Source organism: Mangrovihabitans endophyticus (assembly GCF_014646155.1).
GTDB lineage: Bacteria > Actinomycetota > Actinomycetes > Mycobacteriales > Micromonosporaceae > Actinoplanes > Actinoplanes endophyticus.
Window position 1 is genome coordinate 92,322 of the sequence record NZ_BMMX01000004.1, and the last position, 15,611, is coordinate 107,932.

Annotated in this window: 15 protein-coding genes; 11 read left to right on the plus strand and 4 right to left on the minus strand. The window is 71.3% G+C overall.

Translation table 11 applies throughout. The annotated features are described in order from the left end of the window. Positions 1-4: 4 nt before the first annotated feature. The 11 genes from IEY73_RS08075 to IEY73_RS08125 all read left to right on the plus strand — a co-directional run bounded on the left by IEY73_RS08075 (position 5) and on the right by IEY73_RS08125 (position 10,494). On the plus strand, positions 5-463 hold the full coding sequence (locus IEY73_RS08075) for a flagellar basal body-associated FliL family protein (RefSeq protein WP_189078474.1): 459 nt from the start codon (positions 5-7) through the stop codon (positions 461-463). Between the two features lie 89 nt (positions 464-552). Further along, positions 553-1,515, plus strand: a complete 963-nt coding sequence (locus IEY73_RS08080; RefSeq protein ID WP_229715662.1) for a flagellar motor switch protein FliM — start codon at positions 553-555, stop codon at positions 1,513-1,515. Then, complete coding sequence (fliN, locus tag IEY73_RS08085; protein ID WP_189078475.1) at positions 1,512-2,252, plus strand: flagellar motor switch protein FliN; 741 nt, start codon at positions 1,512-1,514, stop codon at positions 2,250-2,252. Before IEY73_RS08080 ends, fliN begins: the two co-directional genes overlap by 4 nt. Before the next feature lie 3 nt (positions 2,253-2,255). Next, positions 2,256-2,633: a flagellar biosynthetic protein FliO gene (locus IEY73_RS08090; protein WP_189078476.1), complete on the plus strand. Its 378-nt coding sequence runs from the start codon at positions 2,256-2,258 to the stop codon at positions 2,631-2,633. Positions 2,634-2,644: 11 nt separating this feature from the next. After that, the gene (gene fliP, locus IEY73_RS08095) at positions 2,645-3,436 is read left to right on the plus strand and encodes a flagellar type III secretion system pore protein FliP (RefSeq protein WP_189078477.1); all 792 of its coding nucleotides are present in this window, start codon (positions 2,645-2,647) and stop codon (positions 3,434-3,436) included. Then, a complete protein-coding gene (locus IEY73_RS08100; RefSeq protein WP_189078478.1) occupies positions 3,433-4,197 on the plus strand; it encodes a flagellar biosynthetic protein FliR in 765 nt (254 codons plus the stop codon). Before fliP ends, IEY73_RS08100 begins: the two co-directional genes overlap by 4 nt. A 96-nt stretch (positions 4,198-4,293) precedes the next feature. After that, on the plus strand, positions 4,294-5,373 hold the full coding sequence (locus IEY73_RS08105) for an EscU/YscU/HrcU family type III secretion system export apparatus switch protein (RefSeq protein WP_189078479.1): 1,080 nt from the start codon (positions 4,294-4,296) through the stop codon (positions 5,371-5,373). Positions 5,374-5,482: 109 nt separating this feature from the next. Then, a complete protein-coding gene (locus IEY73_RS08110; RefSeq protein ID WP_189078480.1) occupies positions 5,483-7,522 on the plus strand; it encodes a flagellar biosynthesis protein FlhA in 2,040 nt (679 codons plus the stop codon). Further along, on the plus strand, positions 7,500-9,179 hold the full coding sequence (locus IEY73_RS08115; RefSeq protein WP_189078481.1) for a hypothetical protein: 1,680 nt from the start codon (positions 7,500-7,502) through the stop codon (positions 9,177-9,179). Before IEY73_RS08110 ends, IEY73_RS08115 begins: the two co-directional genes overlap by 23 nt. Beyond that, positions 9,176-9,409, plus strand: coding sequence for a hypothetical protein (locus tag IEY73_RS08120; protein ID WP_189078482.1), 234 nt, complete (start codon positions 9,176-9,178; stop codon positions 9,407-9,409). The genes IEY73_RS08115 and IEY73_RS08120 overlap by 4 nt, the downstream gene beginning before the upstream one ends. Before the next feature lie 86 nt (positions 9,410-9,495). Continuing rightward, complete coding sequence (locus IEY73_RS08125) at positions 9,496-10,494, plus strand: sulfotransferase family protein (RefSeq protein WP_189078483.1); 999 nt, start codon at positions 9,496-9,498, stop codon at positions 10,492-10,494. Here IEY73_RS08125 and IEY73_RS08130 read toward each other — a convergent pair. The 4 genes from IEY73_RS08130 to IEY73_RS08145 all read right to left on the minus strand — a co-directional run bounded on the left by IEY73_RS08130 (position 10,485) and on the right by IEY73_RS08145 (position 15,597). Continuing rightward, positions 10,485-12,455 carry a flagellar hook-length control protein FliK gene (locus IEY73_RS08130; protein ID WP_189078484.1) on the minus strand — a complete coding sequence of 657 codons (1,971 nt, stop codon included), beginning with the start codon at positions 12,453-12,455 and terminating at the stop codon, positions 10,485-10,487. The two genes, IEY73_RS08125 and IEY73_RS08130, sit on opposite strands and share 10 nt — an antisense overlap. Positions 12,456-12,567: 112 nt before the next feature. Then, positions 12,568-13,548, minus strand: coding sequence for a transglycosylase SLT domain-containing protein (locus tag IEY73_RS08135; RefSeq protein WP_189078637.1), 981 nt, complete (start codon positions 13,546-13,548; stop codon positions 12,568-12,570). Positions 13,549-13,553: 5 nt separating this feature from the next. After that, positions 13,554-14,165 carry a flagellar FliJ family protein gene (locus IEY73_RS08140; protein WP_229715663.1) on the minus strand — a complete coding sequence of 204 codons (612 nt, stop codon included), beginning with the start codon at positions 14,163-14,165 and terminating at the stop codon, positions 13,554-13,556. A 124-nt stretch (positions 14,166-14,289) separates the two neighbouring features. Next, positions 14,290-15,597, minus strand: coding sequence for a FliI/YscN family ATPase (locus tag IEY73_RS08145; protein ID WP_229715664.1), 1,308 nt, complete (start codon positions 15,595-15,597; stop codon positions 14,290-14,292). Between the last annotated feature and the right edge of the window lie 14 nt (positions 15,598-15,611).

Here is a 15,611-nt window from a genome sequence, read left to right on the forward strand (position 1 = left end):
ATCGATGAGCAAGGACGAGAAGGACGGGGCGGAGAAGCCCAAGTCCAAGAAGATGCTGATGATCATCATCATCGCGGTCGTCGCTTTGGCCGGCGGCGGTGTGGGAGCGTACCTGACGCTCTTCAGCGGCAGCGCGGATGCGGCGACGGTGCACGAGCCGGTGAAGGGCGAGATCCTGCCGATCACGGATGCGCTGACCGTCAACCTGGCGGACGGGCACTACCTGAAATTCGCCTTCGCGCTCCAGATGACCGAGGAGGCAGCCGGCGTCACGGTGGACCTGACCGAGGCGATCGACCTGGGCATCGCCGAGTACACGGGCAAGGAGATCGGCGAGTTGGAGACGGCCGAGGGCCGTGAGAAGACACGCACCGAGCTGCTCCACAAGATCGAGGAGGCGTACAACACCGAAGAAGTGCACTTGGTGATGGGCCTGTACTACACGCAGTTCGTGACTCAGTGACAAGAGGGTGAAAAGGGACGCCAAGCGCATGAGGTGACGGACCAACCCCATCGGCTCAGCGGTCCGGGATTCGAGCCGATGGGGACGATGTGACCAAGTCGCCGTCCGCCTCCACCGCCCGCCCCGGTCGCATGTCGCGTCGCCGGGACGGGGGGTCCGGCCCTGCGCTGTACGACTTCCGCCGCCCGATCAAGCTGTCCCGCGAGCATGTTCGCACCCTGCAGATCGCCTTCGAGACGTACGCGCGAAGTTGCGGCACCCTGCTGACCACCCGGCTGCGCGTGGTCAGCAGCGTCGCGCTCGCCTCGATCGAGCAGCTCAACTACGACGAATACGTCGCCTCGCTGGCCAACCCGACGGTGATTGCGGTGGTGGGCCTCGACCCGCTGCCCGGGACGGCGCTGTTGGAGATGGCGTCGTCGGCGTCGATGACCGCCCTTGATCACATGCTCGGTGGCCCCGGCGGGCCGCAACCGCAGCGCCCGCTGACCGAGGTGGAGATGCCGCTGCTGCGTGGGTTGCTGGACCGCATGCTGGGCGAGCTGCGGTACGGGTTCGAGACGCTGGTGGAGATCTCCCCGAAGCTGCGCGACATCGAGTACAACGCTCAGTTCCTGCGCGCGCACCAGCCCGGCGACGCGGTGGTGGTGGCGTCCTTCGACATGAAGATCGGCACCGAGGAGTGCCTGGCGAGCATCTGCATCCCGTTCACCACCATCCTGCCGGTGCTGGAGAAGCGGGAGACCATCGAACTGACCGCGGCCGAGCGCATGGTGCGGGAGACGTCGCACCGCAACCTCACGGCCGGACTTTCCGCCGCGCCGATCGAGGTAGCTGTCCGATTCCAGCCCATCCGCATGCGAACCGATGACATCGTGGATCTACGTCCCGGCGACGTGGTGCCGCTGCGCCATCCGAGCAGCGTGCCCCTCGATGTGATCGTCAACGAGACCGTCTTCGCCCATGCCGTACCCGGAAACCAGGGTGCCCGGCTCGCCTGCCTGGTGGTGCCTGCGCCCACGGAGACGCCCAAGGAAGTTGGCCGCCGATGACCGCCCTCACCCTCACCGAGCCGCAGCTCGCCCTCGCGCGCAACGCCGCCCAGGCGGCGCTCGGGGTGCTGCCGACCAGCCGCGAGCTCACCGTGGGCGAGCCGATGGCGGCCGCGGCCGACACCCTGGCCGAGGGGCAGGCGATCACCGCGAAGTTCAGCGGCGCGGCGTCCGGCGAGGTCGTCGTGGTGGTCGGCCAGGACCTGGCGGACGCCCTCAAGGAGAGCCCGCTGGGCGAACTGGACCTGACCGCCGCGGTCCGGCCGGCCCTGGAGGCGGCCTCGCGCGTGTTCGGCCCCACGGTCCTGGATCCGGGCCAGACGATGGAGCCGTCGGTGGCGATGAGCGCGCTTGCGGCCAAGGACGACGCGATCGCCGTGCCGCTGGTGGACGGCACGGACGTACGCGCGATCCTGGCGCTGGCGTTGAGCCCGTGGCCGGCCGAGGGCAGGGCGATGAACCCCGCGTCGGCCGGCGCGGCCATGCGTGGTGGCCTGGACATGCTCCACGACGTGGAGATGGAGGTCTCGGCCGAGCTGGGCCGGACCCGGATGAGCGTACGGGAACTGCTGTCACTGATTCCCGGTGCCATCGTGGAGCTGGACCGGGCCGCCGGCAGCCCGGCCGACCTGCTGGTGAACGGTCGGCTGATCGCCCGCGGCGAGGTGGTCGTGGTGGACGAGAACTTCGGCATCCGGATCACCGAGATCGTCGCCCCGGGTTCGGAGCGGGAGTGACTCTTGATCGAGATCGTCCTGCGGATCGGCTTCTCGCTGCTCATCGTCTTCGGCCTGATGTGGGGCCTGGCGAAGGTGGTGCGCCGGCCGCTGGGCGCGAAAGGCCAGGCCGGATCGCTGGCCGTGCTCAACCGCCAGCAACTGACCCGGGGCGCCGCGGTGGCGGTGGTGCAGGTCGCGGACCGGGCACTGATCGTGGGCGTCACCGATCATCAGGTCAGCCTGCTCGGCGAGACGGATCTGCCGGCGTTCGAGAAGCCCGTAGCGGAGCATCGCGACCCGGTCCCGCTCGGCGGCGAGCGTCTGGAGGGTTCCGTTCTCTCGCCCCGGACGTGGAGCGCGACGATGGACTTTCTGCGCGAGCGCACCACGAGGCACTGACCGTGCGTCGGATGTTCGCCATGCTGGTCGCCGCGTTCGCGGTGGCCTGCGTGCTGCTGCCGGGCGCGTCCGCGTCGGCCGCTCCGGCACCGCCCACGCCGCCGACCGCGCCGACCGTTTCGCCCAGCGGCGGCTCGATCAACGTCAACATCGACGGCACCCAGCCGGACGGCAGTAAGCCGGCCACCTCGCTGGTCATCGTGCTGGGGCTGACCCTGCTCTCGGTCGCGCCCGCGGTGTTGCTGCTGACCACCGCCTTCACGAAGGTGTTCATGGTGCTGGGCATCGCCCGCAACGCGCTCGGCATGATGAGCATGCCGCCGAACCAGGTCATCGCCGGGCTGGCGCTGTTCATCAGCCTGTTCATCATGAGCCCGACCCTCTCGCAGGTGAACGAGCAGGGCGTGCAGCCGTACCTGCGCGGCGACAAGAGCCAGTCGCAGGCGTTCCGCGACGGCGTGCAGCCGATGCGCGAGTTCATGTACAAGACCACCCGCCCGGACGAGCTGGCGCTGATGATCAAGGTGTCCGGCCGGGAACAACCGACCAACCGCGACGACGTGGAGCTGACCACGCTGATCCCCGCGTTCGTGCTCTCCGAGCTGCGTCAGGCGTTCATCATCGGGTTCGTCATCTTCATCCCGTTCCTGATCATCGACATGGTGGTCAGCGCGTCGTTGATGTCTCTGGGCATGATGATGCTGCCGCCGGTCACCGTGTCGCTGCCGTTCAAGCTGCTGCTCTTCGTGCTGGTCAACGGCTGGGGCCTGATCATCACCGCACTGGTGGCTTCGTACCGGTGAACCTGGACGTCCCGGTTGCCGACCTGATCGCCGTCATGCTGGGGGCGGTCCGGGCCGGGGCGTGGATGATGGTTTCCCCGCCGTTCCAGTCGCGGCTGATCCCGCCGCAGGTCAAGGCGCTGTTGTCGGTGGGGCTGGCGTTGCCGATGCTGCCGTACCTGCGGGAGGGTGTTCCCCCGACGACCACCGCCGACCTGGTGGCCAGCGCGGCGTTGCAGGTGTTCGTGGGGGCCGCGCTGGGGTTCGTCACCCTGCTGTTCTTCTCCGCGGTGCAGGCCGCCGGGGACCTGCTGGACCTGTTCGGCGGCTTCACGCTGGCCACCGCGTACGACCCGCTCTCGCAGAACCAGAGCTCGGTGTTCGGGCGGTTCTACAACCTGATGGCGGTCACCCTGCTGTTCGCCACCGAAGGCCATCAACTGGTGCTGCGCGGGTTCCTCCGAACCTTTCGCACGCTCCCGTTGGACGCGTCGATCTCCCTGTCCACGCTGACCGACCTGCTGACCCACGGGATCGCCGACATGTTCCTGGCCGCGTTGCAGATCGCCGGGCCGCTGATCGCCGTGCTCTTCCTCACCGATGCCGCGTTCGGTCTGCTCAACCGGGTCGCGCCCGCGCTGAACGCGTTCCAGCTCGGGTTTCCGGCGAAGATCTTCCTGGTGCTCGCGCTGGTCGGCACCGCGATCACGGTGTTGCCCGGCACGGTGGACAACCTGGTCGACCGGGCGGTGACCGCGGTGGTGGGGCTGACCTCGCCCTGACCCCCACCGCTGCCGGGCGCAGATCAGCAGCTCAGCGGCTTGGCCGTCGGGCCGAAGGGGGAAGGGGAGCCCGATCGCGCCGAGGGGAGGGCACCGGTGGCCGGAGAGAAGACCGAACAGCCGACTCCGCAGCGGCTCAAGAAGGCCAAACGCGAGGGCGAGATCGGCCGTAGCCAGGACGTCGGCGCCTGGTTCGGAATGCTGGCCGCGAGCATCATTCTCCCGCACTCGATGAGCTCGGCGATGGACAATGCTCACGCGGTGATGGACAAGGTACCCGACGTGATCGTCGACCCGGACCCGGCGGTGACGCTGACCATCCTGAAGGACGGCCTGATCGGCGCGGCGTGGGCGGTGCTGCCGCTGGCACTCACCATGATGGTGGTCGGCATCGCCGCGGCCGGTGCGCAGGGCGGCATCCGGGTGGCCCCCAAGCTGTTCGTTCCGAAGTTCAAGAAGCTGAACCCGTTCCCCGGGTTCAAGCGGCTGCTCGGCCCGCAGTCCCTGTGGGAGGGCACCAAGGCACTGATCAAGACCGCCGTGCTGGGCGGCATTCTGTACTACACGATGAAGGACATCGTGCCGCTGCTCATGGTCGCCGGGCGTGTGCCGCTCGGGTCGCTGCTGGGCGTTCTCGGCGACGCGGTGGTGTCGCTGATCCGTTCCGCCTCGGTGGCCGGCATCGTGATGGCGCTGGCGGACTACGTGGTGGTGCGGCGGCGCACCAACAAGCGTCTGCGCATGACCAAGCAAGAGGTCAAGCAGGAGCACAAGAACAGCGAGGGTGACCCGTACCTGAAGGGGCAGATCCGGGCCAAGCAGATGGCGATCGCCCGCAGCCGTCAGATGGCGGACGTGCCGAGCGCGGACGTGGTGCTGGTCAACCCGACGCATGTGGCGGTGGCGCTGCGGTACGAACCGGACCGGGGTGCCCCACGGGTGATCGCCAAGGGCCGGGGCGCGGTGGCGCAGAAGATCCGCGAGTTGGCCACCGAGAACCGCATTCCGCTCGTGCAGGACGTGGCGCTGGCCCGCGCACTGGAGAAGAGCGTGGACGTCGGCATGGAGATCCCGGCGGAGTTCTTCGGCGCGGTGGCCAAGGTGCTGGCCTTCGTGATGAGCCTGAAGACACGGGGGTCGGCGGCTGGGCTGCACCGGAACCCGGCGGCCGCTTGAGCCGGAGGAGACGTGGTGGGGCGGGGGAGAAACGCATAACGGCTGATCTGGGAGATTTCCTCACATCACCACCACGATCGGGGGATTATCGGGGAAGAGGGAGGGTGCCGTGAAGAATCGCAGCCTCGGCAAGCTTGCCGTGCCCGTGGGGGTCATCGGCATCATCGTCATGATGGTCGTGCCGTTGCCGACCCTTCTGCTCGACATGCTCATCGCCCTGAACATCACCGGCGCCCTGCTCATCCTGCTGGTCAGCATGTTCGTGCAGAAGCCGCTCGACTTCTCGGTCTTTCCCGCTCTGCTGCTCGTGATGACGCTGTTCCGGCTCGCGCTCAACATCAGCGCCACCCGGTTGGTGCTCCGCGACGGCGACGCCGGCAAGGTGATCCACGCGTTCGGCAGTTTCGTGGTCGGCGGCAACCTGATCATCGGTCTGGTGATCTTCCTGATCTTGATCATCGTGCAGATCGTGGTGGTCACCAAGGGCGCCGAACGGGTTGCCGAGGTCGGCGCCCGGTTCACCCTCGATGCCATGCCCGGCAAGCAGATGGCCATCGACGCCGACCTCAACGCCGGCCTGATCGACGAGGAAGAGGCGAAGAAGCGGCGTGCCGACGTGGCCGCCGAGGCGGACTTCTACGGCGCCATGGACGGTGGCTCCAAGTTCGTCAAGGGCGACGCGATCGCGGCCATCATCATCACCGTCATCAACCTGGTCGGCGGCTTCGGCGTCGGCATGCTCCAGCAGGGCATGTCGCCGGGTGATGCGATGAACCACTACAGCCTGCTGAGCGTCGGCGACGGCCTGGTGTCGCAGATCCCCGCGCTGCTGCTGTCGGTGGCCACCGGCCTGATCACCACCCGCTCGGCCACCTCCGGCGACATGGGCAGCAGCGTCACCCAGCAACTGGGCCAGAACAAGCTGGCGCTGCGCATCGCCGGTGGCGCGGCGCTCGGCCTCTGCGTGGTGCCCGGCCTGCCGAAGATCCCGTTCCTCGTGGTCGGCGCGGTCGCACTGATCGTGGCGCAGCGGATGAAGGACCCCGAGCCGGAGCCCGACGTCGCCATGGCCGAGGTCGACATGCCCGCGCCGGACTCGCCGGACCAGCTCATGGGGGAGATGCGCGTCGACCCGCTGGAACTGGCCCTCTCGCCGGACCTCGTCGACCTGGTGGACGCCGACGGCGGGGACCTGCTCGACCGGGTCCGCGCGCTGCGCCGCAAGATGGCCCTCGAACTGGGCATCGTGATGCCGCCCGTGCGTACGCGCGACGACCTGGACCTGCCGCTCTCCTCGTACGCGATCCGGATCTCCGGGGTGGACGCGGGCAGCGGCCAGGCCCCGCCCGGCACGGTGCTCGCCATCGGTGACGGCCTGCAGGCGCTGCCCGGCCGGGCCGGTGTGGAACCGGTGTTCGGCCTGGCCGGCAAATGGGTGCCGGCCGAGATGCACTACCAGGCGGAGCTGTCCGGGGCGACGGTGGTGGACCGGGCGTCCGTGATCATCACGCATCTCGCCGAGGTGGTGCGCGGCAACGCGAGCCGACTGCTCGGGCGCGAGGATGTGCGCGCGCTGACCGAGATGGTCAAGCGCACGCATCCGGTGGTGGTCGAGGAACTGACCCCGTCGCTGCTGAGCCTCGGACAGATTCAGCGCGTGCTGCAGGCCCTGCTCGACGAGGGGGTGCCGATCCGGGACCTGGTGCGCATCTTCGAGGCGCTGTCGCTGCGCGCCAAGCTGTCCGCCGACCACGACGGCTTGGTGGAGGCGGCCCGCGCGGCGCTCGGCCCGGCCATCGCCGCCCAGTACGCCTCCGGCGGACGCCTGGCGGTGGTGACCCTGGAACCGATGCTGGAGCAGGGGCTGTTGGAGTCCCTGCGGCCCAGTGACTCCGGGGTGTTCATGGCGATCGACGGCATGCGCGCCGAAGCCGTCGTCAGCGAGGCCAACCGGCTCGTGGAAGCCGCCGAACAGCAGGGCATCACGCCGGTGATGGCGTGCTCGCCGCAGTTGCGGCTGCCGCTGATGCGCCTGCTGCGTGCCGGCTCCGGTCGGGTGCAGGTGTTGTCGTACACGGAGATCTCTGGTTCCACCGCACAGATCGAGACCATGGGGGTGGTGAACGGTGCCTACGCGGGTGCTGCTTGAGGGGCCGGCCATCGAGCCGCTGCTGGCCCAGGTCCGGGATGAGTACGGTGCCGGGGTTCGGATCATCTCGGCGGACAAGGTGCGCACCGGCGGCATCGGGGGCTTCTTCGCGAAGCAGCATTACGAGCTGTCCGTGGAGGTGCCGGATCCGGGCGAGGAACGGAAGGCGCCACCGCGCAAGCCGGCGAGCCGCCCCGTGGCGCCCGGGGCCGCGGCGGCCCGGGGCGCGGCCTCCGGGCCCAGCTCGCTGGAACAGTTGCTGGAACGTGCCGAGTCCCGTGATCGGATCGCCCCCGAGGAGCGACCGGCCGTCGGCAACGGACGGCCGGGACTCGCCACGCCGCCGCCGTCCGGGATGCCGGAACCGGCCCGCTCCGGTGCGGGACCGCGGCACGGTGCGGGACCGCGGCTGTCCGGGGCGCCGGAGTTGCAGTCCAGCCGGGAAGCCGGCATGCGGGACGCGGAAGCCGCGGCGGACGACAACGAGCTCAACGGGTTGGCCGAGATCGGCGAGCCCGCTGGCCACCCGCGCATCGCGGACCCCGGAGCGGCCTTCGCCGAGCTGATGGCCGGCCTGGACACGGCCAACCAGATCGCCACCGCGGGATCGATCCGGTCCGCGCCGCGGCCCGCGGACACCTCGGAACGCGACGATGTGCCGACGGTACGTCCGTTCCGTCCCGCCCAGGCCACCGGCTCCCCGGTCAACGGCGAGAAGGGGCGCGGCCTCTCGCCGGTGCCGAGCCTGGCGGACCTGATGGGCGGACTGGGTGTGAGTGAGGACGACATCCCGCCGTTCCAGCCGCAGAAGCCGTTGCCGACACCGGCCCGGTCGGCCGCCGCCGCGTACGGGCTGCGGACTCCGCCGCCGGCCGCCCCCACGTCGCCGGCCCGCCCTGGGTCGGCGGACCTGGCGGTGCCGGAACCGGCGGCGCAGGTTCCGGCGCTGCGCCCGACGCCGTCCGACTCGGTCATCACCAACCTGATCTCGGTGGGCATGCCGGAGACCATGGCCGAGCAGATCACCGGCGGCGACACGTACGCCGCGGTGCTGACCGCAATGGCCGCGCGCCCGGCCGCACCCGGCATCCCGGACGGACCGGGCGAGGTCCTGGTGCTCGCCGGCGAGCTGAGCCACGCCGTGCCGATGGCCAAGCAACTGCTCGCCCAGGCCGGCCTCGACCAGAACCGCCTGCTGCTGGCCGGGCCGTCTGCGTCGGGCACCGGCCTGCACTCGTCGCGGATCATGCACACACCCGAGGCGGCGGCGGCGCGCGCGGAGAAGCTGCAGGCCTCGGACAAGCCGTGGATCGTGCTGATGGACACGCCGGTGGGTGCGACGAATCCGGTGGCGATCAACGACATGTGTGACGCGCTGGGCGCCACGGCGCTGTGGGCCGTGGTCGACGCCACCCGCAAGACCAACGACACCGCGCGGCATTTGCGCATGCTCGGCGAGGTGGAGGCGCTGGTGGTGCACGGCATCGAACTCACCTCGGACCCGGCCACGGTGCTCGGGCTGGATCTGCCCATCTTCTCGATGGACGGCAAACCGGCGACGCCGCACGCCTGGGCCGCGCTGCTGTGCGCGCGTATCGCCGCGGACATTGCGCCGGTGCAGGCCCCGGCCCGTCGTCAGGCCCGCTCCGCGCGATGATCCGGTGGTCGGTCCTCGTCTTCGCGCTGTTGATCAGTGCCCCCGGGTGGTACCGGTACGTGCTGGACGAGATCAACATCACGGAGGCGTTGATCCGGTTCCTGATCGCGGTGCCGATCGCCGCGTTGCTGCTGGCCGGGCTGCGGTTCGTGACCGCGGGTTACGGTTCGAAGGACGAGTCCGCGACGCCGGTGACACCTACGCCGGACATATCGGACGAAAACCCCTGAATGGGACTTCGAACGCACCTGATGTTCACATCTTGCTCGCGGTTTCGTAAGTTACCTCAGGTCGCTCATGGCCTACGGAGGTGATCGTGAACTCAGGCCGGCCCATCTTCGTCGTCGGCTGCCCACGTTCGGGCACCACGATGATGCAGCTCATGCTGCATGCCCATGCACGCATCGCGATTCCGCCGGAGACGCGTTTCGTGCTGTCCGCTTACTACCGCCGGCACCAGTTTGGAGATCTGCGGCAAGCCGAACGCCGCCGGGCCCTGGCCCGCTGGATCGTGGACCGGAAGGTGACCCGGTTCTGCGACCTCGGGCTGGACGCCGACGACATCGTCGAGCGCATCACCGCCGGCCCCGGCACGTTGGGTGCCGCGCTGGGCACCATCTTCCAGCAGTATTCGGCACGCTTCGGCAAGCCGCGCTGGGGTGACAAGCGTCCGGCGTACGCGCAGAACCTCGACGTGATCCTGCGGCTGTTCCCGGACGCGCAGATCATCAATGTGGTGCGCGACGGCCGGGACTGCGTGGCGTCGCTCAAGGAGATGTCCTGGCACAAGCAGGACCTCTACGGCACCGTCGCGATCTGGGCGCGGGCGATCGACGAGGCGCGCCGGGCGGCCCGCCAACTCGACTCCACACAGTGGCACCAGTTGCGCTATGAAGACCTGGTGGCCGACCCGGAGACCCACCTGCGGGGGGTGTGCGAGTTCCTGGGCGAGGAGTACGACCCGTCCATGGCACGTCCCAACGAGGTGGCCGACGTGGCCGTGCCCAAGTTCAAGACGTGGCATGAACGCACCCACTCCGAGGTCACCACGCAGCGGGTGCAGAGCTGGCAGCAGCGGCTCACCACCGACGAGATCGGGCTGTGTGAGGCGGCACTCGGGAGCCGGCTCACCGAGTGGGGCTACGAGCTGTCCGGTGCGCCCCGGCCGCCCGTTGGCGACCTGATGCGCTATCAGGTCGCCACGGTCAAGCATCGGGTGGCGCCGCTGCGCCGCGCGATGGCCAGCACCGGGCGGCGGGTGCGGCCCGGCCTGCCGGTGGCCCGCACTCCGGAGGAGGCCGCTCCTCAGGCCTGAACGTCCAACCGCCCACCCGCGTCCGCGTCGCGCCGTGCCGACGGTGCCGGCACCTCCGGCTCAGGCCCGGCGCTGCGCGGGTGGGCCGGGCGGTCGGCGGACCCGAACGGCTGACGCGCGGTCTGGTGCTGCTGCTGACCTGGTCCGTCCCGCAGGTCCAGGCTGGTGTTGCCGAATCCGGACTGCTGCAGCTCTCGGCGCAGCTCGTCCATGGCGCCGCGCAACGCGTCGTTGCCGGCGTCGGTGGAGCTGGACAGCGCGACGGTGACCGCGCCGTCGCGCACCTCCGCGACCACCTGAACCGGGCCGAGGTCGACCGGGTGCAGGTGCACGGTGAGGCGGTGGACGCCGTCGGCCTCCAGCCGCAGCGGCGCGATGTGCATGGCGACTTGGGCGGCCGGTGTCGGCGGCGGGGCCGACGACGGTGGCGGAGACGCCGGCGCCGGGGCGGCGACATTCGGCGTCGCCACGCGCGGTCCGGCGTCGGGTAGGCCGACCATGGTCGTCGGTGCGGCGTTCGTCGGTGCGGCGTTGCCGTCCGCCGCCGCTTCCGTTGCCGCAACGGTTCCGGTGGCTGCGGTTTCTGTCGCTGCCGCCGTCTCCGTGGCCGCCGCCTGCGTGTTCGCCATGGCCGCTGCCGCTACTTTCGTGGCCGCGGCGGCGGCACCCGCGCCGGTCCATCCGGGCCGCGTGACCGCATCCGGCGTCACCCGCGCGGAACCCTTGTCGAGGGACGCCACGCCGTCGGTGCCGGGACCTGCCTCGGCCGGGTCAGGCCGGTCGGCGTCGCCGTCGCCCGCACTCGTGGCGGCGTCCGTGGCGTCGATGCCGGTCGGTGTCGCTTCGGTCGCTGCGGCGCCGAGCCCGGCGGGGTTCTTCTGCGAGATGGCCGCCCCGGCCGGCGACCCGGTGGCGGGCGGCCCGGTGGTGGGAGACGCAGTGGCGGGCGACCCGGTGGTGGGAGACGCGGTGGCTGGCGGCTCGGTGGTGGGAGACGCGGTGGTGGGAGACGCGGTGGCCGCCGAACCGGCGACAACGGCGTCCGGTGTGCTCCCGGTGCCCGAAGCTCCTGCGGTGCCCGGCGTGCCCGGCGTGCCCGGTGCGATCGGCGTGCCGGAGGCGGAGCGTTGATCCGGGTGGGCGATCTTGGGGGATGCCGCGTCGCCCGCCGGGCGGGCTGCCTCATCCGCGGTGTCAGCCGACACCGCGGCGGCGGCTGCCGCTGCCCCTGCGACGGGGGCCGCGCCGTCGGCCGTCGGCGCGCCGTCGGCGTTCGCCGTGCTCGCGGGGGTGGCGCCGTCGCGCGCCGTCCCGTTCGTCGTGATGCCGGTGCGCGTGGCGTCGGCCGACGCACCTGCCGTCGTCGTGCCCGCCTCGGCAGTGCCGGTGGCCGACGTGCCCGCCGTGGCCGTGCCGGTATCCGGCGTCGTCCCCCCGGCCGCCGCCCCATTGACGGATGTCACCCCATCGGCGGCTGCCGGTGCCGTGCCCGTCGCTGCTGCCGTCGTCGCCGTGCCCGTCGCTGCCACCCCGGCCACCGTCGCAGCACCCGATCCGGCAGTCGATCCGGCACCCGATCCGGCAGTCGTCGCATCCGTGCTCGTCGCATCCGCGTCCGTTCCGGCGGCAGCCGCGGCCGTGTTCGGCTCATCGGCGGCATCGGCGCGGGATCGCAACCGGCGCTCGTCCGCTCGGTCCCGGAATGCTCGCTCCCGCGACAGGCGGTGCTGGGCGGCACGGTTGATCGCCGCGCGGTCGACCGTGTCGCGGTCTCGCGCGGCACGCGCCCGGGCCGTCGCGGCGTCGTCCCGCACCTGGTCGTCCGTGGTGCCGCCGCGCGACAACTCGGCGGACAGTGCCGATCCGAAGCCGTCCGCGCCGTCGTGCGAGCGCGCTGCCGACCGTCGGCCGTGGTCTGCGGCGGACGTGCGGTCCAGTCCGGTAACGCTGGGCGAACTCATCTGACTGTGATCCCCTCGGGCGGGCTGCCGGAACTGTCCGGCAGGCGCTTGCTCTGCTTACCGTGGCGCGCCGGCGGCGTCGCGCAGGCGCTCCATCACTTTCTGTAACTTGTTAGCCGCCCAGGGCGGTCCACGCCTTCTGGACCTTGGGCACGTACGCGCGGGTCTCCGCGTACGGCCGAATGCCGCCGTGGCGGTGCACCGCACCGGCGCCCGCGTTGTAGGCGGCCAGGGCCAGCGGCACGGAGCCGAACTCGTCGAGGTGACGCGACAGCAGCTTGGCCGCGCCCTCGATGGCCTGCGCCGGGTCGAAACTGTCCCGCACACCGAGCTCCCGCGCGGTGGCCGGCATCAACTGCATCAGGCCCTGCGCCCCCGCCTTGCTCACCGCCGTACGGTCGTACCCGGACTCCACCTTCGCGACGGCGGCGAGCAACGTCGGTGCAACGCCGTGTCGCCGGCCCGCGGCGATGAACATGTCCGCGTACGGCACACCCGCCAGCTTCCCGGAGTCCTGCAGACCGGCAGGGCGCACCGCCGTCGGGGCGGACCCGGCCGGGGCGGCTTCGGCACCGACCACGCGACGGATGTGCGTCGGCTTCTCGTACACCGATTGGATCTTCACGTGGTCGCCCGGCTTGGGCGCCGCGATCATCTTGTTGCCGCCGAGGTAGATGGCCACGTGGTCGACCGGCGAGTCGAAGGCCAGGATGTCGCCCGGCCGGGCGTTCGCCAGCCCGTGCACCGCCGTCCCGGCCTTGGCCTGCTGCCAGGAGTTGCGCGGCAGATCCACCCCGAGATCGGCGTACGCGCGCTGCACCAGCGCGGAACAGTCCAGTCCCTTCGCGGGATCGGTGCCGCCGAACACGTACGGGGTGCCCAGGTATTTCTTCGCGGCGGCGACCACGTCGGCGCCGGTGGGCCCGGAGCTCGCGCCCGGACCGGCCGTCGTGGCGACCCCGGTGGCCGACGTGGCGTCGCGCAGCGCGGCGGCGAACGCCGTGCCGCCGTTCGTCGTCGCGGCCGGGGGCGTCAGGCCGAGCTGGAGCTGCAGTTCGGAGATGCGGCTCAGCACGCCGCTCACGCCCGTCATGCCGGTCACGGCCGGTTCTCCCGGTCGGCGCGTGGCGCGATGTCCGCGCCGGTCGCCTCGGCCAGGTCGATGCTGGTGCGCGCGACGCCGGCCTCGGTGAGCCGCCGCCGGCTCGCCGACTCGCGGGCCGGTGCGGTGCCGGCTCCGGTACGCAACGTGTTGGCGCGCCGCTCATGGAGCGCGTCGATGCCGCGGGCGGCGTTGCGCGCCTTGGCCGTCACCGTCAGCTCGTCCAGGGCGGCCTGGTCGGCGGCCAGGTCACGATGACGCAGCGCCTCCGCGTGGCGTTCGGCCAGCAGCTCCACCGCCCGGCGGCGCTTGGCGGCCTCGGCGAGCGTGGCCGCCCGGCGCTCGGCTGCCTCCTCGGCGTCGGCGACCGTCTGGTGCGCCGCGGACAGGCCCGCCGCCAGCGACTGCCGGGCGACCAGCGCGGCGACCATGGCACGCGCGGTGCCCTCGGTGGGCGCGTCCGCCCCGGTCAGCTCTAGGCGGCGCCGCTTGACCAGCGCCTGCGCGTCGCGGATCTCCGCGCGCGACTGCAGGTGCGCGCCGCGGGCCATGTCCTCCTGCGCCTTGCGCGCGCGGAGCACGGGCGTGAGCCGGAACATCCGGTTCATCGATCCTCCTAGCCGGGAACGGGCGTGTGTCCTGCCCTCCGCTTCGTCCCGCGGCGGGGATCGCTGAGCGCTGCACCCGTTCCGCTCCCAGGCGCGGCGAAGAGCCCGGCCGCGACCGGCACGGTCAGGACGCGGCGATCACCTCACGCAGCGAGAGCCACGCCTCTTCGGCGGAGACCCGCTCGTCCAGCCCCTGTTGCAGGAACGCGAGGATCTGCGGCCATATCGCGGTGGCCCGGTCGGCCTCCGGATTGGTGCCTTCCACGTACGCCCCGATCTCCACCAGTTCCCGCACCTCGCGGTGGGCGGCCAAGAGGCGGCGCAACGCGGTGGCGTCGGCCCGCTGCTCCGCCGTGGTGATCTTGTTGGCCACCCGGGAGATCGAGTCCAGTGCCTGGATGCTCGGGAAGTGCCCGGCGGTGGCCAGCTTGCGGTCCAGCACGACGTGGCCGTCCAGAATGGACCGCGCCGCGTCGGCGATCGGCTCGTTGTGGTCGTCCCCCTCGACCAGCACCGTGTAGAGGCCGGTGATGCTGCCCCGCGCGCCCGGCCCGGCACGTTCCAGCAGCGAGGCCAGCATGGCGAAGACCGACGGCGGATATCCGCGGGTGGCCGGCGGCTCACCGATCGACAGTCCCACCTCGCGTTGCGCCATCGCGGCCCGGGTCACGCTGTCCATCAGCAGCAACACATCGGCGCCCTCGTCGCGGTAATACTCGGCGATCCGGGTGGCCAGGGCACCAGCCCGTAGCCGGACCAGCGGCGGCTGGTCACTGGTCGCCACCACCACCACCGACCGCGCCAGTCCCTGCGGCCCCAGGTCGTGCTCGATGAACTCGCGCACCTCACGACCGCGCTCGCCGATCAGGGCGACCACGTTGATCTCGGCCGTGGTGCCTCTCGTGATCATGCTCAGCAGGGTGGACTTGCCGACGCCGGAGCCGGCGAAGATGCCGATGCGCTGCCCGCGCCCGCACGGCACGAGCGTGTCCAGCACCCGTACGCCCAACGGCATCGGCAGGTCGACGAGCTGCCTCTCCATGGCCGATGGGGGAGCTGCCTCGATGCTCACCGGGGTTCCACGCAACGGCGGTCCGCCGTCCATCGGGCGGCCCAGCCCATCCAGGACGCGGCCACGCAGGTCCGGTCCCACGGTCACCCGCAGCGGACCGCCGGTGGCGGTGGCCGGGCTGCCGGTGCTCAGCCCGGTGATCGACCCCAGCGGCATGCAGGACAACCGGCCGCCGTCCAGGGCGGCCACCTCGGCCAGCACCGCGTCCGGGCCCTCGCCGATCCGCACCAGATCGCCGACGCGGGCCTCCAGCCCGCTCACCGTCACGCGCAGACCGACAACGCCGGTCACCGTGCCGCGGTGCAGCGGAGCGGCGGCGGTCAGCGCGGCGTCCATGCGGGTTCGGAACAGATCCGTCACGCCCAGCCTCCTCC